This is a genomic window from Shouchella oshimensis (assembly GCF_002019765.1).
Taxonomy (GTDB): domain Bacteria; phylum Bacillota; class Bacilli; order Bacillales; family Bacillaceae_D; genus Shouchella; species Shouchella oshimensis.
In genome coordinates, this window is sequence record NZ_KV917380.1 from 3780993 (window position 1) to 3799212 (window position 18220).

Annotated in this window: 21 protein-coding genes; 5 read left to right on the forward strand and 16 right to left on the reverse strand. The window is 40.9% G+C overall.

The window, feature by feature from the left end:
* Positions 1–21: 21 nt before the first annotated feature.
* On the reverse strand, positions 22–1008 hold the full coding sequence (locus tag BK583_RS18895; protein WP_038476302.1) for a 2-keto-3-deoxygluconate permease: 987 nt from the start codon (positions 1006–1008) through the stop codon (positions 22–24).
* Positions 1009–1170: 162 nt separating this feature from the next.
* Positions 1171–2832: a sigma-54-dependent transcriptional regulator gene (locus BK583_RS18900; RefSeq protein ID WP_055737100.1), complete on the reverse strand. Its 1662-nt coding sequence runs from the start codon at positions 2830–2832 to the stop codon at positions 1171–1173.
* Between the two features lie 244 nt (positions 2833–3076).
* Here BK583_RS18900 and BK583_RS18905 point away from each other — a divergent pair, with 244 nt between their 5' ends.
* Positions 3077–3919, forward strand: a complete 843-nt coding sequence (locus BK583_RS18905) for a YitT family protein (RefSeq protein ID WP_038476294.1) — start codon at positions 3077–3079, stop codon at positions 3917–3919.
* Between the two features lie 52 nt (positions 3920–3971).
* Here the strand turns inward: BK583_RS18905 and srtD are convergent, their stop codons facing one another.
* Positions 3972–4613, reverse strand: a complete 642-nt coding sequence (srtD, locus tag BK583_RS18910; protein WP_078440341.1) for a class D sortase, LPxTATN-specific — start codon at positions 4611–4613, stop codon at positions 3972–3974.
* Between the two features lie 129 nt (positions 4614–4742).
* Here srtD and BK583_RS18915 point away from each other — a divergent pair, with 129 nt between their 5' ends.
* Positions 4743–5312, forward strand: coding sequence for a DUF4256 domain-containing protein (locus BK583_RS18915; protein WP_038476291.1), 570 nt, complete (start codon positions 4743–4745; stop codon positions 5310–5312).
* A 420-nt stretch (positions 5313–5732) separates the two neighbouring features.
* Here the strand turns inward: BK583_RS18915 and BK583_RS18920 are convergent, their stop codons facing one another.
* Genes BK583_RS18920 through BK583_RS18935 form a run of 4 tightly spaced genes read right to left on the reverse strand, consistent with a single transcriptional unit; the run spans position 5733 to position 7880 of the window.
* A complete protein-coding gene (locus tag BK583_RS18920; protein ID WP_055737098.1) occupies positions 5733–6185 on the reverse strand; it encodes an NUDIX hydrolase in 453 nt (150 codons plus the stop codon).
* 26 nt (positions 6186–6211) lie between these two features.
* The gene (locus tag BK583_RS18925; protein WP_055737097.1) at positions 6212–6847 is read right to left on the reverse strand and encodes a pyridoxamine 5'-phosphate oxidase family protein; all 636 of its coding nucleotides are present in this window, start codon (positions 6845–6847) and stop codon (positions 6212–6214) included.
* A 15-nt stretch (positions 6848–6862) separates the two neighbouring features.
* Positions 6863–7426, reverse strand: a complete 564-nt coding sequence (locus BK583_RS18930; RefSeq protein ID WP_055737096.1) for an AAA family ATPase — start codon at positions 7424–7426, stop codon at positions 6863–6865.
* Positions 7427–7436: 10 nt separating this feature from the next.
* Complete coding sequence (locus tag BK583_RS18935) at positions 7437–7880, reverse strand: GNAT family N-acetyltransferase (protein ID WP_055737095.1); 444 nt, start codon at positions 7878–7880, stop codon at positions 7437–7439.
* Positions 7881–8008: 128 nt separating this feature from the next.
* On the opposite strand from BK583_RS18935, the gene BK583_RS20945 reads away from it, so the two are divergent.
* Positions 8009–8179 carry a hypothetical protein gene (locus BK583_RS20945; protein ID WP_160319308.1) on the forward strand — a complete coding sequence of 57 codons (171 nt, stop codon included), beginning with the start codon at positions 8009–8011 and terminating at the stop codon, positions 8177–8179.
* 20 nt (positions 8180–8199) lie between these two features.
* Here the strand turns inward: BK583_RS20945 and BK583_RS20535 are convergent, their stop codons facing one another.
* The gene (locus BK583_RS20535) at positions 8200–8415 is read right to left on the reverse strand and encodes a hypothetical protein (protein ID WP_095149461.1); all 216 of its coding nucleotides are present in this window, start codon (positions 8413–8415) and stop codon (positions 8200–8202) included.
* A 209-nt stretch (positions 8416–8624) separates the two neighbouring features.
* Between BK583_RS20535 and BK583_RS18940 the strand changes: the two genes are divergently transcribed.
* Positions 8625–9248, forward strand: a complete 624-nt coding sequence (locus BK583_RS18940; RefSeq protein WP_055737094.1) for a DUF2239 family protein — start codon at positions 8625–8627, stop codon at positions 9246–9248.
* Positions 9249–9250: 2 nt separating this feature from the next.
* Complete coding sequence (locus BK583_RS18945; protein WP_055737093.1) at positions 9251–10141, forward strand: alpha/beta fold hydrolase; 891 nt, start codon at positions 9251–9253, stop codon at positions 10139–10141.
* Positions 10142–10488: 347 nt separating this feature from the next.
* On the opposite strand, the gene BK583_RS20950 is transcribed toward BK583_RS18945, so the two are convergent.
* The 8 genes from BK583_RS20950 to BK583_RS18980 form a co-directional block, all read right to left on the reverse strand.
* Positions 10489–10626 (reverse strand): hypothetical protein, encoded by a 138-nt coding sequence (locus BK583_RS20950; RefSeq protein ID WP_160319307.1) that lies wholly within the window; start codon positions 10624–10626, stop codon positions 10489–10491.
* A 108-nt stretch (positions 10627–10734) separates the two neighbouring features.
* Positions 10735–11262 (reverse strand): GNAT family N-acetyltransferase, encoded by a 528-nt coding sequence (locus BK583_RS18950; RefSeq protein WP_055737092.1) that lies wholly within the window; start codon positions 11260–11262, stop codon positions 10735–10737.
* A 66-nt stretch (positions 11263–11328) separates the two neighbouring features.
* Complete coding sequence (locus BK583_RS18955; RefSeq protein WP_055737091.1) at positions 11329–11808, reverse strand: aminopeptidase; 480 nt, start codon at positions 11806–11808, stop codon at positions 11329–11331.
* Positions 11789–12307, reverse strand: coding sequence for an NUDIX hydrolase (locus tag BK583_RS18960; protein ID WP_055737090.1), 519 nt, complete (start codon positions 12305–12307; stop codon positions 11789–11791). The genes BK583_RS18955 and BK583_RS18960 overlap by 20 nt, the downstream gene beginning before the upstream one ends.
* A 260-nt stretch (positions 12308–12567) precedes the next feature.
* Complete coding sequence (locus BK583_RS18965) at positions 12568–13986, reverse strand: NAD-dependent succinate-semialdehyde dehydrogenase (RefSeq protein ID WP_055737089.1); 1419 nt, start codon at positions 13984–13986, stop codon at positions 12568–12570.
* A gap of 1 nt (position 13987) precedes the next feature.
* A complete protein-coding gene (locus tag BK583_RS18970; RefSeq protein ID WP_055737088.1) occupies positions 13988–15367 on the reverse strand; it encodes a hypothetical protein in 1380 nt (459 codons plus the stop codon).
* On the reverse strand, positions 15364–16530 hold the full coding sequence (locus BK583_RS18975; protein ID WP_055737087.1) for an iron-containing alcohol dehydrogenase: 1167 nt from the start codon (positions 16528–16530) through the stop codon (positions 15364–15366). Before BK583_RS18975 ends, BK583_RS18970 begins: the two co-directional genes overlap by 4 nt.
* Before the next feature lie 117 nt (positions 16531–16647).
* Entirely contained in the window at positions 16648–18219 is a 1572-nt protein-coding gene (locus BK583_RS18980; RefSeq protein ID WP_055737086.1) for a sigma-54 interaction domain-containing protein, read from the reverse strand.
* Position 18220 lies beyond the last annotated feature (1 nt).

The following is an 18220-nucleotide window of genomic DNA, read 5'->3' on the forward strand; positions in this document are numbered from 1 at the left end:
TTCCTCTCCTTTAATCATCCACTACATCGTTGCATTTATCTCATTTATAGGCTTACCGGTTTTTTTCTCTAGTCGCCGCGCTAGTATTCCTATAAAGACAGGTAATAATATCGCGGTTGTTACAACACTTGCCGCTACTTGTACCGTTGCAATTTCCGCCATCGGCATGAATGATGCGTTTGCTGTGGCGATTGCCATTGGTGTACCTACTGCGTTTCCAGCTGTTGAGCCTTCTGCTGTTCCAACAATCGGGTTCCACCCAATCCATTTGAAGATAAAGTAACCAATTCCACCAGTAAGCAAGACGGTTAGTACACCTAGTAAGATTCCACTAATACCACCTTGAATAATCGCTGTGAAGTTAATCCCCATTCCTAGTGAAAAAGCAAAGAATGGAACGAGTTTGTCGCTGCCTTTGTAAAGAAATTCACCCATGTCTTTATCGATATTACCGATTGCAATACCAATTAAAAGCGGGAGCAATACAGCTACAAAGTCAAGTGGAGAAAACATCCCTTGAGCAAAGCCCATTGTTCCGAAGATTGCTAACGCTACCATTGTTAAGAATGGACCGTCACTTAAAGCTAAAAATGGATAAGCTGCTTTATCATCTTCTTTTCCGTACTGTCCAGCTAGAGCAATATATAAACCACCATTTGAATTCGTCATTGCTGCGATGATCGCAATTGGCGCTAATCCTAAGAACAAGCCATTTGAATCCGCTAAGATTAGTGCGAGTAAGCCGACACCTGCTCCAATTCCCCATTTAAACGAGAGAAGTGTTAATCCTTTTTTCACCGATGTTCCTGCTGTTTTAAATGTAATCTGTGTTCCAGCAATTAATAAAAACAAAGCAATTAGTGCGCCTGAACTATTAACGAATAGAGCTTCTGTAAAACCACCAATTCTTAATGCATTTGGAAAGAATGTATTAATTGTCGCAGCTAGTAATAGCGGGACAACCATCATGCCTCCTGGGACTCGGTCCAAAAAAGCTTTAATCTTCATATCGTTACTCCTCCTCTATTTAAAAACGCTTTCACTTATAAGTTACTTGCATCATAAAAGATATTGAACAATATTGCAACACATTTTTGTAAAATTAATTCCATAAAATAAAAAGCGTTTAATAATGCAACAGTTATATGAATAAAAAAAAGCCTAAAGAATTTAATCTTTAAGCTTTCTCCACAGCGTTGCTCGGTTGATACCTAATCGCTTTGCTGCTTGGGTTTGATTTTGGTTTTCTTCCTGTAGTACTTGAGCAATAATCGCTTTTTCCATTTCTTTTAACGTTCCATTTATTGGAAACGTTTGTTTTTGCTCGGTTGTTTCAACGACCGATTTAATCACTTCTTTACTTAATAGGTACTCTTTTTCATCCATCGTTGCATTCTTAATCACTTCTCGTAATGTTCTGATGTGATGCTTGTAAGACAGATGTTCCAAATAAGAGATAGCCTCTTCAGAGATACCAACTGGCCTTGTTCCATAAATTTGATGGAAATCTGCTAAGAAAAACGTTGCTAAATCCCCAATATCCTCTTTCCGATCAGTTAAAATCGGCAGATGGACATGTTTTAACCCCCATGTTTCAAGCTGTTCCTCATCCCATCTCACAGAAGTGTGCATTATCAAACGAAAGGAAGTAGCTTTTCTTTTCTGTAAACATGCAGACAAAAGATCCTGATGTTCATCAATCGAAAATTGATTTAACACGATGGTTCTTGGTTTCTTTGTAAGCAAGTGCTCTAAATCGTGTAAAGAAAACACATCGGCATCAATTTCCACGTATGGCTCTTCTCTATTTTCAAGTATATGAAGCTGTCTCGTGAGGAACGTTTTCCCTGTACCTCGTTCACCTGAAATGACAACCGCTTCATTTTTCTTAAATAGATGCTGTAATAGCCTAAACCGATTGGCAGATGGAATTGATGACATTGCAACAGGTTCCTTTTTCATAATCGTTTTTTCTGTTACACCTTTTAAGTTTAAAACAGGATGCAAGCGACTTAACACATACACTTTATACCGTTTATCTAGTAACATCCCTCTTACTTGAAGACGTCCTTGGTCTTTTGTATAAAACTCTTTAATGGATTCATTAATAGCAAGACTTTTGTGTAACAGTGACCATTCCGATTCTTCTAGTGGGTCACGAAAATCTTGAAAATGCTTGTACAACAAAGTCTCGTCTTCATCAAACATAACAATGTTGCGATGTTCCTCAATAAGCAACGATTTCATTACATGATTAATAATTGTTTGCTTCTTCAAGGTTTGTATTAAGTAAATTGCTTCTTCAATCGCTCGAGCTACTGATTCTCTTCCTGATTGAAGCAACATCCCTTTCAATCCAACCTCATGAGATGTATTAATAGTAATGACATCCCCTAATATATGGCTATAACCTGCCTGCTTCAGTTTAAGTAAGAGCGAAGTAACTTCATTTGCTGAATGAATTGTATAGACATTGATTGGCAAATGCAACAGTTTAATAATTGCCGCCGCTCCTGCTGTAATGTTCTGAAAGCCTACAACAGCTGTTTTTTCATTTAATTTACTTGCCAGCGTTAACGATCTTGTTAAATCATATCCAGAAAGTTGAATATCAATAACCGGAATAGACACTGCTTTTTTAATTAGCTTGGCTGTGCCTCCTCGACTAATAATAAGATCAATTCCATCTTCTTGTTTCTCCAACGCAATCTCTAGCCCTCTTTGTAAATCTCCAACAGAATACGTAATGTCAGCAGATGGAAAAAGCGGAATACACTCGCTCAAAACGGAAACCATCGCAGAATAAGGTGCGACAATGTGAATGCGTACCAAAATTATCTGCTCCTTCATCTGTATCATTTTTTTACTATCATTGAACCACACTCATTATAAAAATGATAGGTTGCAACAGTTGAAAACCACATTTCTTATCAATTTTGCAGTAAATTGACGGATAATCGTAACAAAACGTACGAAATCTAAAAAGGATATTGAATGATCTCCTTCATTCCTATATATTTAGAAATTGGTGAATGCACTCATTATTTATGAGTAAATAGAATTGAGGTTTGTTTTTATGAAACAAGTTTCGGAACTGCGATCCTATTCGTTAATTATTCTCGGTACATTTATTGTTGCCTTAGCATTTAATCTTTTTATGCTTCCAGCCAGTTTGGCCGCTGGAGGAGTAAGTGGTATTAGCATTATTTTAAACGACTTATATGGCTTTACACCTGCGGTGGTGCAGCTGATTATTAATGTACCTCTTTTCTTTGTCGGTTACTTGATACTCGGTAAAAGCTTTAGTGCAAAAACACTTGTCGGTACCTTCATATTACCTGTCTTTATATGGCTTACATCCTTTAAGACATTTTCTGTTACTGATCCATTTCTAGCCTCTGTTTATGGAGGCATTCTTTTCGGCGTAGGGCTTGGCCTTGTTTTTAAAGGAAATGGATCAACCGGTGGAACAACTATTATTAGTCAAATTATGCGGAAGTATTTTAATATTTCCAGCGGATTTGCTCAACTCATTATTGATGGGATCATCGTCGTTGCTGCAATGATTGTCTTTAATTTAGAACTCGCTCTTTATGCAATGGTCGCATTGTTTATTGGAAGCAAGGTTATTGACTTCGTGCTTTTACGTTCGACCAATTCAAAGCTTGTTCTTATTATCACGGAGCATGATCAAGTAGTGACAGATCTCATTTATAATGAAATCGACCGCGGTGTAACAAAAGTCTGGTCTGAAGGCGGCTACTCCAAAGCAAGAAAATCATTATTATTTAGTGTAGTTGACCAATCTGAAGCCGTTTATTTAAAAGAACTCATTCAAACCCATGATTCCAATTCGTTTGTTGTCTTCTTAAGCGCATCTGAAATTATTGGAAAAGGGTTTTCGTTACCTAAAAGCTAAAGTATGCTGGAGCTGCTTTAGCTTTTTTGTTTAGAAAAACGTCTGCGGCGTGCTACATCTCATAGGTTGCAACCAAGTGGGACTGAATAATATAGCGGTCCGGCGCTGCACCTAAGTATTGGAATGGATAACAGGTTGTAACCGTTAACGTGGCTTCGTCTTTTTTCACAATCACTGTTCGATCCTCTGCATCTGTAATCCACGTGTCATTAATTTCATAAACATATTGAATCCCGTCAAATTCCACTATTAGTTGATCCCCTATAACCAATTCACCCAATTCAGAAAACACGGTGTCCCGATGGCCACTTAACACCGTATGTCCTTTTTCATCAGGTGTTGTTGTCCATTCACTAACATACATGCCAACTCCTTGATGGAGCGTGGCATCGTCTGTGCCCCAGAACGTATCATAGGTTTTATTTAGCTCAGGAATGGATAACTGGCCAATGTTTTCACCAGTCGAATAGTATGTGAGTTGATCATTGGATTGTGGTTCTGATGATGAAGCCCGACGTTCGCCTTCAACTTCTTGAACGGCACTTCTATGATTAAGTGAGGTACTATGAGCCTCCTCCAGTAAACTCTCACTTGCCATTGGCTGGACAGATTGAGTGCTTTGCCACCATTGATACGAGAAAAAAATGGCAATAGCCAACCCCATTACGATTACACCGTTATAAACGCTCTTCATACGATCACCTCGCTTCATCAAGCATACCGTACATAAATACAAAAACACAAATGATTCCATGTACTCCTTGAGCTTTTAAAAGGGATTAAAGTTTACTATACTAATAAAAAAAGGACTTCCCAAAATGAGGTGACCTACATGGAAAACCATTTTCTTTCTGATAAAGATGGTCAAGCATTACTAAGTACACTAGAAAATCGCTTTAAAGCGAATCAACAACGTCATCCATCGATTGAATGGACAACGGTTAAAGAGAGATTAAAGAATCATCCTGAAGCGCTTTGGTCACTAAATGAAATGGAGATGACCGGTGGAGAACCGGACGTTGTTTTTTATGACGCCAAGCAAGACCTCTACACTTTTGTTGACTGTTCAAAAGAAAGCCCTACAGGAAGAAGAAGCGCCTGTTACGATCAAGCCGCCCTCGATGCTAGAAAGGCAAACAAACCAGCCCTCAATGTTATTGACACGGTGAAGGCAATGGGCACTTCTTTACTTACAGAAGCCCAATACCGTGCTCTACAAGAGCTTGGTGAATTTGATGCTAAAACGTCGAGTTGGGTTCAAACACCAGCGGATATAAGAAAGCGAGGCGGAGCGCTATTTTGTGATTATCGCTTCGGACATGTCTTTGTCTACCATAATGGTGCATCATCCTATTATAGTGCGCGAGGGTTTCGAGTCGCCTTAACGATATAAGAAGGAGACGGAAAGTGACACCCTTTTTAATGTCAAAATAACGATGGCGTAGCGGGGATTGAGGAGACTTCTCTTAAGAGAACTGCGTGGTACGATGAAAAAGAACTAGCAAGGGTCCATTAGCCAAGCAGTTTTTACATTAATGGGGTTTTAACACCATTCGATTTACCTAACATGTGATAGCTAATGAACCAGCTTTAGCAAATAGAAAGTGGACAAGCATTAATATGAGTGCTCATTCACATTCCCTCATTAAAAATAACGGGTGTTCCCCATTATTTTGTACCACTATCGTAAGAACCGTTGTTTTTAAGCAAACTTGATCATACTGGGTTGATGCTGTTCTTAACGTCTTATTATATGGAAGTCTCACTGTTGCTTTCATTTTACTCTTTATTTTCATCAGAAAACGCTATTTTCTTAAACGAGATTAGCGATGTTTTCTTTTACATATTGCCTCATTTCTTCATGACTAAGGCACGTTAAAAATTCACTTTTATGAACGAGCTGGATCCCACTAATTTCCCCATCTACCGGCTTAAGGTGGTCTACATTCCCTGTAAACTCAACTTGAAAAATCGTTGTTTCTTGCGCACTGTAGCCAATTTTTTCTTGCATCTCAGGAGGAAATGAAAAGTGTAGCTGGGCATCAAACTTGTTACAGATCGTAAAAGCAGTTGACCCTGTCTCTTCATAAAGCTCTCGCAAAATAGCCGCTTCCAACGATGGATCGCTTTTTTCAACCCCACCTTTTACGATATCCCACTCATCGTCAATCTTCACTTCCCCATTTATCGTATGCTGCCACGACTTACACACGACAATGTAAGAATCGCCTTGATGAATGATGGCTCCAACTGCTTGGCGAATCATTGTATTCCCTCATTTCTATTCACCCATTAATAAAGACGTTTTGTGTAGCTTTCTTCTAACGATCGTTCAATGTCCTGCTCCGATTTTTGACCGACGCTCACATGAGCCTGTAACATCCTTGCAGGTGAAGGACGCTCCCCTTTCTCAGCCCACGTCTCAGGCTTCCATAGACCGGAACGAAGAAACGCTTTTGCACAATGAACATAGCACTCGTTCACACGAACGAGCACACCAAAGTGTGGTGTTTTTCCTTTTGCCACGCATGCTTTAAGCAGGCTCGGGTCACGGCAAATGAAAGCTTCCCCATTCACACGCAACGTTTCTCCTAATCCAGGAATGAAGAAAATTAAACCAACATGAGGGTTTTCAATTATATTGTGAGCAGAATCCATGCGCTTATTTCCAGGCCTTTCAGGAATGAACAAATGATGCGCATCGATCACATGAACAAAGCCCCTTTCATCTCCTCTAGGTGTCACATCGCATTCACCCTTTTTATTAGAGGATGCCATCGTTAGAAATGGAGAGGCTTGGATAAACGCTACACATTGTTCATCTAAATAGGAAATCACTTTATTTGCTGCCATCTCGCTTGGCTTTCCAACTTCTTCACAAAAAGCCTCAAATTCATTTTGAGTGGTTATAATGTCTGTAAATGCCATAATACGTTCTCCTTTTTAGTGAAAATGAAAGACATCTTGTATGTGTTGAGCCACTTCATTTGGATATAATGATGTATTATTAATCCGTACGTACTGCTTTTTGTTTAACTCGCCCTCTTTTGAGTTTAAGCGATGGCTTTCGGCTGTTTCTTTTAGTTCATTCTCCGAAAAGACGATGTCTCGCTTTGTTGGTTTCTTTTCAAGACGGTGTTCACTTTTATTTCGTACTAAGCGCTCCTCTAACGATGCTTCCAGCTCAACAAAGTACACACGCCCTCCCTGCTCCTCAAAGATAGCAGAGATGCCTGCAACATAATCCCAATCTTTCTGCAAATCAAACGCCCATACATAGGTGAAGATTACACCCTTCAGATCGCTTTTAGCAGCGGCTTGAAAGATTTCCCTCCGAAATTGATTCACGATTCGCCACGTTTCATCTGTAAAACCAAAAACAGGAGCAACGGCATCAATTGTCATGTGATTGTGAAACAACTTCATGCCCGTTTTCTCTGCTAATGCTTCGCCAACCGTCATTTTCCCAACAGCTTGAGGCCCAAACAGGATAATAAGGTCTGCCATGTTCTCCCCCTCACACTAGTCCTAACTCATAATGATAAAACTGCTCATCCCGTTTATAGCCATGTTTTTCATACAACCGTTGTGCAGGGAAATTGTCAGGTGCCGTGCTAAGCGCGATACTCACTGCACCTGTTTCTAATGCATAGGCTTTTGCCTCTTCAAGAAGAGCTTCTGCTACACCTTTTCCTCTTGCATTCTTATGTACATATAAATCATTTAAAATCCACGCTTTCGCCATTGAAATAGATGAAAATGTCGGATAAAGCTGGGTGAATCCTAAGTAAGCGTTATCCTCCTTCACCATAAAAAGGACCGAATCACCTTTATCTAATCGAGCATGCACGTACTCTCGGGCCCCGTCCAAGTGATCTTCTTGATGATAAAATTTTCTATACTCATTAAATAATTGCGCAATTCCTTCTAAATCTTCTAATGTTGCTTCCTTTACTACCATAAAGACCCTCCCCTTTTTTCCACATTATACAGGATTAGCAGAGGAGTTTCATTTATCAATGACTCTCTCTCTTATGAAAAAGGTATTATAATGAAAGGAAAAATAATGATCATTTAGGAGAACATACTATGAGTAAGGTACTATTCCATTCAGCTGTAATCGTCCTTTTGGTTTGTCTACTTATTGTACGATTTGTCTTTAATAAAGAAGGGGATTGGTTCTATTTAGCTGTTATTGGGCTACTTGTTTTAAGACCTATAGGCAACTTTTATTTAGATAAAAAAAGGCGTTCGAATTGAACGCTTTCTAAATCAGATGTCTACTTCATTCTTTTCTTCGATTCACGATAACAAAGTATGGTTATTTCTAATAGATCATCCTTATACGACAATTCACGAGAACCAATGACGTAACCCCATCCCTCAAGTAGTAAAACATCCTTTTCGATGGGTACAAATAAATGATGATCAGATTCAATCGTCTTTAAACTTGTATTTTTACCATCATCTAGCTTGTACAGTAGTCTTGTCTTCAACAAAACCCGTTGCTTAACTCAATCGAAAATGTAAGTCATTGCATCTAACAAAAACAGTAGTTTATTAAAAACTATCAGATTGATAACCCTCCTCTTATACCGTTTTATTCCCTATAAACAACAGTTAAATAGATTTCACCCGGGTAATATTGACTTTCTTATTTTACCCGGGTATTATTAGTGTTGACATTCAATAGAGGAGGTAGAGCATGAAGAAAGACCTAACGTCTGTTTACTGCACGGCATTTTTGGATATGAATCTTTTCGCCAGTGGCTCATTACATCACGTTGCTGTTACAGTAAAAGATTCTCTAGATGACATAGACGTTTCGCGGTTGCTTATATTTGACGACAACACCGGAAAGCAGATAGATATTGATTTTCGTGGAGAGATTGATAGCGTACACAAACGATTAGAAGAACGGTTTAGTGACTTGCCCGATAAGGAAGTGAATCATCAACCTACCCGGCAAGTAGGTCGACCGAAGCTAGGAGTTGTATCCCGTGAGGTTACGTTATTGCCGCGGCATTGGGAATGGTTAAAGAACCAACCTGGAGGAGCGTCAGTAACATTACGGAAACTCGTTGATGAAGCTCGTCGCGCTGGAGGAGAACAGAGCAAGATACGAGAGGCACAAGAAGCAACATATCATTTTATGACAGCTATGGCAGGTAACTCTCATCAATACGAAGAAGCTTTGCGAGAGCTATATGCTGGAAATTCAGACTGTTTTTATCACTTCATTGATGATTGGGCACCTGACATCGTTCACTACATTAAAAGACTAGCTGCTAATGCATTCCCTGAACCAAATAAAAATAAGGAGATATAAGAATGAACGTTCTAAAACTAAACACTATCGAATTGGCTTATGACAGTTTCGGTAACGAAAACGACGAAGCTATTATCTTAATTTCCGGTCTTGGAGTCCAAATGATTCGTTGGACGGATTCGTTCTGTCAGATGCTAACAGAGCGCGGCTTCCGCGTTATTCGTTTTGATAATCGTGACGTAGGCTGTTCAACGCACTTTAGCCATTATCCAGCACTGGACTTTACCACCTTGGCGACTTCTCTCATGTCGGGGGAGCGACCAAACATCCCTTACACTCTCAATGACATGGCCAAAGATGCCATTGGACTGCTCGACGGCCTATCCATTGACCGAGCCCATTTCGTTGGCAGATCCATGGGCGGGATGATCGCTCAAATTGTCGCCAGTGAGTACCCTGAACGAGTTTTATCACTTACTTCCATTATGTCCAGTACCGGTAATCCCGCTCTTCCTCAAACTTCCCCAGAAATCATGGCGATGATGACTAAACCAGCGCCGAATCCATTTGAGGATGAAGTAGGATTTTTGGCGCACAAGCTCTCTTTTGCCAAACGCATCGCCGGCACCGGCTATCCGTTTGAAAAGAATGCATATCGTGACTCTATTCTGGCGGAAGTCCAGCGTAACTACGATCCAGGCAGTGTCGGTCGACAAATTGCTGCTATGGCTATTGCTGGTGACCGTCGTCCGCGTCTTGCGACCATAAAAGTACCGGTGCTCGTCATTCACGGAATGGATGATCCCTTAATCGACCCGGCGTGTGGCAAGGACACGGCTTCTGCCATCCCCGGAGCTGAGCTACTGTTGGTTAATGGCATGGGACATGACCTGCCGCCACAACTCTATAAAGTAATCATTGATGGTATAGAACGAACGGCTCGTCATCAGTAACACATTCATCAGCCGAGTCCCGTGCTGTGCAACGAGGGTAGATAGATCAATTTAAGCTTCCTAATCGAGAGACGTTTTATTTCACTTCTTTCAGCTTTTAAAACAAAAAAGCCCGGAAACCGATGGTGACAAATAAACTAAACAACTAAAGTGTATATGATCACGAATGGTTCAACCTCGTTTGTTAGAGTATTATGGGAACTGCATCTGTTAAAAGGCTTTAAATGAACAATCAATCACATCAAAACAAGAATTTGTATCAGTTAGATACAAATTCTTGTTTTTTTAGCGACGAAAACTACAAAAATGCCAGAACTGTCTAACCACCTTACGCAGGTAAACTTCCTCTACAATCGTTCAATTGTCACATTCACATCAGCAGTCACCTCTTCCAATTCATCAAAAACTGTTTTAATAGTAGCTTCCAACGCTTCACGTCTAGGATCTTCTTCTTTTAATCGACCGAATACAAATGGATTTTTCATTCTTTCACACCTCCTATCTCAAAGAATAGAGTGTGACGTAAGGTAGCTGTCTACTGTAATTTTTAATTGGTTTCTTTCGTTCCTTGAACTCTACTATCTTATTCTTTTTTAGGAATGTGAGCACCGACCAAATTCTTCTTTTAAAATGGCATAGTAATATTCATCCCACCATCCACTTTCATGCGGGATGCATTTCTTAAAATAACCTTCTCTTCTCATACCTACTTTTTCCATCACTCTCCAGGACGGCACGTTTTCAGGTTGACAAGTAGCTATAACTCTATGTAAACCCACGTTTTCAAACCCATATTTCAGAAGGGCATATGCCGCTTCGGATGCATAACCTTTGTTTCGATAGTTCGGATGAAACACCCATCCTATTTCGAAGGTATGAGAACCAAAATAATCATGGAACACGACATGACCAATTAGGGTCTGATCTTTCTTTAAGAGTACTGGAAAATTCTTTGCATGGTCACCACTATTATTTAGAATCAATTGTTTTGTTTCGTCTTTAGAAAGTACACCTCCAGGCATGTAATACATCGTAGCAGCATCAGAGGTGTAACGATAAACCGCTTCCCAATCATCGTCTTGAAACGTACGAATGGTTACTCTATTTGTACTTATATCCACACTCTGTCCCCCACTCTTCGAAATGTTTTAACGAAACTTCTCAAATGCGCCATTCTCCGTTTTCCATCAGGAGAACTTCTTTCTGTACCATTTATTATGATTTTCCATACCATACGTTTGGCAAGGTCTCATAGCCATGGATTTTGTTTTCGTTAGTATTGAAGCTCTTTCAATTGACTCATCTCTCTGATTCGAAAACGTTGGCGCCTTTATCGTAATCATAGAATAACCGGACTTTGCATAATTGAGTTGATTTTGCACTTCTGTGTTAGGAAATTCATCAAGGAAATCCTCTGCCAAATAGTTCACTCGATTCCTTTCAATTTCCGGGTCCTGTAAATCAAGGGAGACATAGTGGGCACCATTCTTGTAGGCTTCTTTTGTCAATTCTCGTACTAACGGCAGGTGTTCTGAGGAGAAATTGATTTTGATCAAGTCTCCCTTCTCAACAGACACCCCAACATTTACAATGACGTTGGCATAATGAGTTAAGTACATACTGTTATTTATAGTAAGACCCCCTTTTTTATAAACGAATGGAGCCATAATGATGTCGGCCTTCAAAAAGAAACGACAGGAGTCCCTTATAATAAGGCACAAACTCGCCTTGCTGAATAAGGGTTAAAATCTCCTCCTTTGAAGCCCATTTCGCCGCTTTCACCTCTTCACTCTGTAACACCAATTTCGTTAAATCAATGTCCTGTTCAATGAGATAATAATCGTCAAAGCCACGGTCAAAATTAATTGTAATGTGCGGACGAATAGTCTTAAAATCATATGAAATACCTAACTCCTCAAATAACTCTCTCGAAGCAGCCTGCTGACTAGTATCACCGGCAACTGCACTGCCACCACATGTGATATCCCATAAGTTTGGCCATCCATATTTGAAAGGTTGCCGCTGTTGAATAAGCATGTCTCCTTTTGAATTGAAAATACATACGTGTACAACTAAATGAAATTCATCGGCTTCCATTGGATCTCCACGCATAATTTGTTTCTCTAATTTCGTTCGATTTCTGTCAACTAAATCCCATTTCTCCATTTTTAAACTCCTTCATTTCAAGAAAGATACGATCATTCATTTTCTTACAATTCCACTACTCTATCCAAATCAGCTGTTGGACACAGGTTCCCTTTTCACTAAATTCTATAAGAAAAGAATCAATTCCTTCCTCCGTTCACTTTGTTAGGTTACGTACGGTGTAAGAAATACAAGTGATTAACCTAAAAAAAGACGCCAGGAAAACCTTCCTAGCGACATTCCTTTTCTATCATGTTGAATCATGATTATAAATGCTATCGTTACAACTCCATAGAAATATATTTTACTTCGAGATACTCTTCAATCCCCCAATGACCACCTTCCCGACCAAGGCCACTTTCTTTTACACCACCAAAAGGCGCTTGCGCAACAGATGGTAACCCGTCGTTTAAGCCGATAATTCCATATTCCAATGCTTCTGAAATAGTAAAGGCTTCGCTTAAATTCGTTGAGTAGACGTATGCGGCTAAACCAAAAGGGGTAGCGTTTGCCCTTTGAATAACTTCATCAACGGATTGGTACGTCGTAATTGGCGCAAGCGGGCCAAACGTTTCTTCATTCATACAGAGCATATCGTCAGTTGCATCCATAACGACAACTGGCGTTTGATAATAACCATTTGTCTCTTCCGGTTCCTGTCCATAGATAAGGGTTGCGCCTTTTTCTTGCGCATCTCTTAGATGATTCTGAACCTTATCTACCGCGCTTTGATTGACAAGGGGACCGATGATGGAATGGTCTGCTAAGCCGTTACCTGTCTTCAACTGTTTGACTGCCTGAATAAATGACTCTGAAAATAGGTCTTTAATGGATTCATGTACGTACACGCGATTTGCGCATACACACGTTTGGCCACCGTTTCGATATTTGGAACCCATTAATCCATCTACTGCTTTTTCAATATCAGCATGTTGGGTGACAATAAATGGCGCATGTCCTCCAAGCTCAAGGGATAACTTTTTTACTGTATCCGCAGCCTGTCTCATTAATAATTTCCCGACTGCCGTTGAACCGGTAAACGACACTTTACGAACCCGATCATCGTTCATCCACACTTCACCTATCGCCGCCGCATCTCCTGTAATGACATTAATCACACCTTTTGGAACCCCTGCTTCTAAAGCAAGATCGGCAAGGCGATAAGCAGTAAACGGCGTCAATTCTGAAGGCTTGACGACAGCGGTACAGCCAGCTGCTAATGCCGGCCCTAACTTACGAGTGAGCATCGCCGCAGGAAAATTCCATGGAGTGATTGCTGCAATTACACCAATAGCCTGTTTCTGAACGAGTATTCGTTTATTTGGTGCGCTTGCAGGTACCGTTTCTCCATATATACGCTTTCCTTCTTCCGCATACCATGAAAGAAAACTATTGGCGTACCGAATTTCACCCACGGCTTCTGTTAAAGGCTTCCCTTGCTCAATGGTCATCCCTTCGCCGAGAATCTTTTCATCTCGTTTTATTAATTCGTGCCATTTCAGTAAATATTCGCTTCGCTCAGCAGCAGTTTTACTTTTCCAAGCTTTTAGTGCAGAAGCTGCCGCGTCTACGGCTTGCTTTGCTTCTTCCCGACCTGCTTTAGCAATTGTACCAATGATTTCTTTTGTGGCTGGATTTTCTACTTCAATGGTTTGATTCGTCCAAACGTCTCCATTGTTAATAAATAAAGCACGATTCATGTTACGCACTCCTTTTTTCTTTTTGATCTTTTACAAAGGTTTCATCATTCTCTCCATTAAAGAACTGCTTTCCGTAAATCAGTAAACATAAGATCACACCTGCAGCAAAGGCCCAAGCCGCACCTTTTACTGCTAAAATGGCTGCTATCACGCCAGCAATACCTAAATCGCGCTGGCTTTTCGCTTCTAAAATCCCAATTCGAACGCTTACGTACCCCTGAATTAATAAAGTTAACGCCATTGCTACTCCAAGAATGGGCTCAACTAAGCTTACAATTGGTAATAATAATAGGCCTGTATTCGTCCCTAACCGGAATGAACCCATTCCACCAAAGATAGAATGCATTGATTTCTTTCCTTCTTTAAATCGCTCTGTAATAACAACCTGCATTGCCGCCCACGTTGGTCCTGCCATCGTTACATCAGGACCAATAATGCTCATAAAACTATTTCTCCCACCAAATATAAGGTGAGCACGGTTTGGATTGTACTCTACTTTTTCATCTTCGCGCACTTCATCTGCCTCTTTGATAATGGCTTTCGCTTGGAGAATATCGCCAAATAAAACGAGATACGCAGCAAATACAGTAGGCAAACTGGTTAAAAACATCATAAGCGGAGGAAAGCCAACGCCAAACAACGTGTATTCATTCCAAAGGGTAATAAAGTCAGGCTTCGAGAACCCCCACTCAATTGATGGCCAAGGAGCCTCACCGAATAATGGTGCTACCACAACGGCTAAAAGAATGATAGGCAAAATTCCTAGTTTCCCTACTAAACCGTAAACACCCCCACGTGTTTTCAGACGTTGAAAATGCTTTGAAAACATTAGATAAAAGCCTATCCCGATTGCAATGGAAATGGTCCATGGAAACGATTCAAAACGTCCTCCAACTTCAAAGATCGTCATCACCGCAATAATTCCTGCTCCTAAAATAACACCTGATTTAATTGCACTAGGGACAAAACGAACCACCTTACTTGCTAACCCTGTCGCTCCAAAGAAAATGGAAATGAGCCCTAACGTTAATTGAAACGCAATTAATGCATGCACTCGTTCATCTTCTGGAAACGATGAAACGTAAATCATAATAAGTGGAATAGCTGGTGTAATCCAACCTGGCACAACCGGATCGCCAAGTAAATGATGGGTTAAATAAAACAGTCCATTCAAAATGACGATAGCAAGGGCTGCTTCAAATGGCATACCAAGCAGTTCCATTAGTAACGGAATGGCGGCCAAATCCACTGCACACATCAGCAGTCCCTGCACATAATCTGGCCATTCAAAACGGTAGTGGTAGAAAGGTACTCTTAGCTTAAACGGACCTAATGGCTGATACGGTGTTTCCTGACCAAACTGCCGTTGTCTCCATTTCATCGCGCTATCCGTCCTTCATATGCCGCTTGATAAATTTCATAGATTTCCTTTTTCGTTAATTGACGTGGGTTATTCTTTAAGAGGCGATCAATTTTCGACGCATCGTCTGCCATTGCTTCTAAATCACTTCTCTCAATATCAAATGCTTTCAAGCTAGCAGGGATATTCACCTGCGCGCATAACCGGGTCATCGCAAGAATGGCACGATCCGCAGCTTCATTTAGACTTAACCCTGTCGTTTTCTCGCCTAATGCTGTTGCAATATCACCCAGACGCTCTAAACAAGCTGGTTTGTTCATTTCCATTACAAACGGTAATAGCAACGCATTACTCACACCATGCGCCATATTAAAACGGCCTCCTAACGGATAGGCTAGTGCGTGCACCGCTCCTACACCGGCATTTCCGAACGCCATTCCAGCCATTAAGCTTGCTGTTGCCATTTCTTCTCTCGCCTCTAAAAAATGAGCATTTGTATATGCTTTCGGTAAACTCCGAGCGATCATGGTAATCGATTGAAGGGCGAGCGCATCTGTAAGTGGTGAGGCATTGACAGATAAGTAAGCTTCAATTCCATGAACCATGGCATCAATGCCACTTGCCGCTGTGACATGCTGTGGTGCAGTACGGGTCATCTCAGGTGACACAATGGCTACATCTGGCAGTAAGAAATCACTCGCAATCCCCTTTTTCAATTGTGCTTCTTTGTCCGATAAAATCGCAATATTCGTGACCTCTGAGCCTGTACCTGCTGTTGTAGGAATAGCGATAAGTGGTGCACCTTTCTTCGGAACGAGATCGGTTCCAACAAAATCACTTAGGTCACCATCATATGTTGCATAGACAGATGCCGCTTTAGCCGTATCAATAGCGCTCCCTCCACCAATTGCAATAAAACCATCGTGATCGCCTTCCAGAAACACACGTTTACATGCTTCAATAACAGCAAAAGCTGGTTCTGGTTGTACCTCTAAAAATGTACCATACGACACCGTATCCAAATGGTCACAGACTTCTTCTAACAAGCCTGCATCTGCAATAATACGATCACTAACGATTAACGGCTTCTTCATCTTTAATCGCTCAACTTCATGTTTCACTTGCTTGGTAGAACCTGACCCTGTCCAAATTTTGTAAGCGCTTTTAAATTGTTGCTGATTCATAGTTCTTCCCCCTATCTTTTTATAGATAGAAGCAAAAATCGTGCCAACGTATCATTTAGTGCATGAAGGGGTTTACACAGGGATGTTGATTACAATATGAATCAAACGATTATAAATTTAATCAAATGAATAGTTTTTTCGCTTTGTTACTAGCGCCGCTTGGCTTATCCCTAATGCTTCAGCTGCTTTTCGAGTCGTTCTATGGTCAGCCAATGCTTTCGTAATCATCGCTTGCTCCAGTTGAACAACGGCTTCCTTTAGCGTAAGCGCCGGCATCTGTTTCTCATTTTGAATAAATGGTTGTGGTAAATCACTTGCACGAATGACAGGAGTAGGGCTCGTAGCGACAACAAAATCGATGACATTCTTTAATTCACGAATATTTCCCGGCCATTGTCTTTTTTGTAACGCTTTGAAGGCATCTGACTCTAATACAACCTTTCTTCCATAGCGACTGTTTAATTCTTGTAAAAAGAAGCGGGCCAAACGATCAATTTCTTTCGGTCGTTCACGTAACGGCTCAATGACAAGAGGTACGACCGCTATTCGATAATAGAAATCTTCACGCATAATCCCTTCTTTCACTAGACTAGCAAGATTCTGGTGGGTTGCCGATAGTAGACGGACGTCTACCCGTTTTTCCGTCGTTGAACCAACTGGTGTAAATCGATGCTCATCCAGCACTTTCAACAGCTTTACTTGTGTTCCTTGTGGTAACTCCCCTACCTCGTCTAGAAAAAGCGTCCCACCATGGGCAGCTTCAATTAGACCTTTTTTCCCTTTTGCTAGAGCTCCTGTAAAAGCACCAGGTCCATAACCGAATAATTCAGCTTCAATAAGGGTTTCACTAATAGCTCCACAATTTACAACGACAAAGGGCTTGTCTTTGCGTTGCGAATGTTCATGAATATAAGCGGCTGCTTTTGTTTTTCCGACACCACTTTCACCAAGGAGGCAGACAGTCGCTGTCGTTTGCGCGACACGTTTCGCCGTAGCTAAAAACGCAACGGTCTTTTCATCTTCAGCAACAATCGGTGTTCCGTCCACTTTTCCAACAAAGCGCTCAAGCTCAGCTTGCTGTTCCTTTAAGCCTTCTAATTCAGCCTGTATGTTCAAAAGGTCCGTCATGTCACGAACTACGCTAACGACATATTCAATCTCCCCATGAACGTTAAAAGACGGCGTACCAGACACCATAGCGTTTCGACCACTTGCTAAACGCTGCATACGAGTTACTACTTTCTTTTGCTTGATCACTTCAAGAGAGATGGAACGGGAAATATAGCCGGCTTTCTCCATATCCCGCATATGCATGCCGATAATGGCTTGCGCCGGAATACCTGTTATTCGTTCGTATGCTTTGTTTACTTTTAACGTTACGCCCTTCCCATCAGTTACATAGACACCGTCATAGAGAGAATTCATTAAGATGGCAAACATCTCACTTTTAAGTAACGATTCAAACTGATGGGGTGCGACTAATTCTGGACGGTGGTCGAGAAGAGATGCAGCTGTATCGTCTTCACGACCTGATTGAATGGCGTTGCGCACATCGGAAAGAAATAATGTACCTAATACCGCGCCGTCATGATGAACGACTTCAATTGAAATATGATCCCCCTTAACCATTGACACGATAACAGCGGAAAGAGAATCACTTCCCTTTACTGAATCCTTGTTCGGAATCATT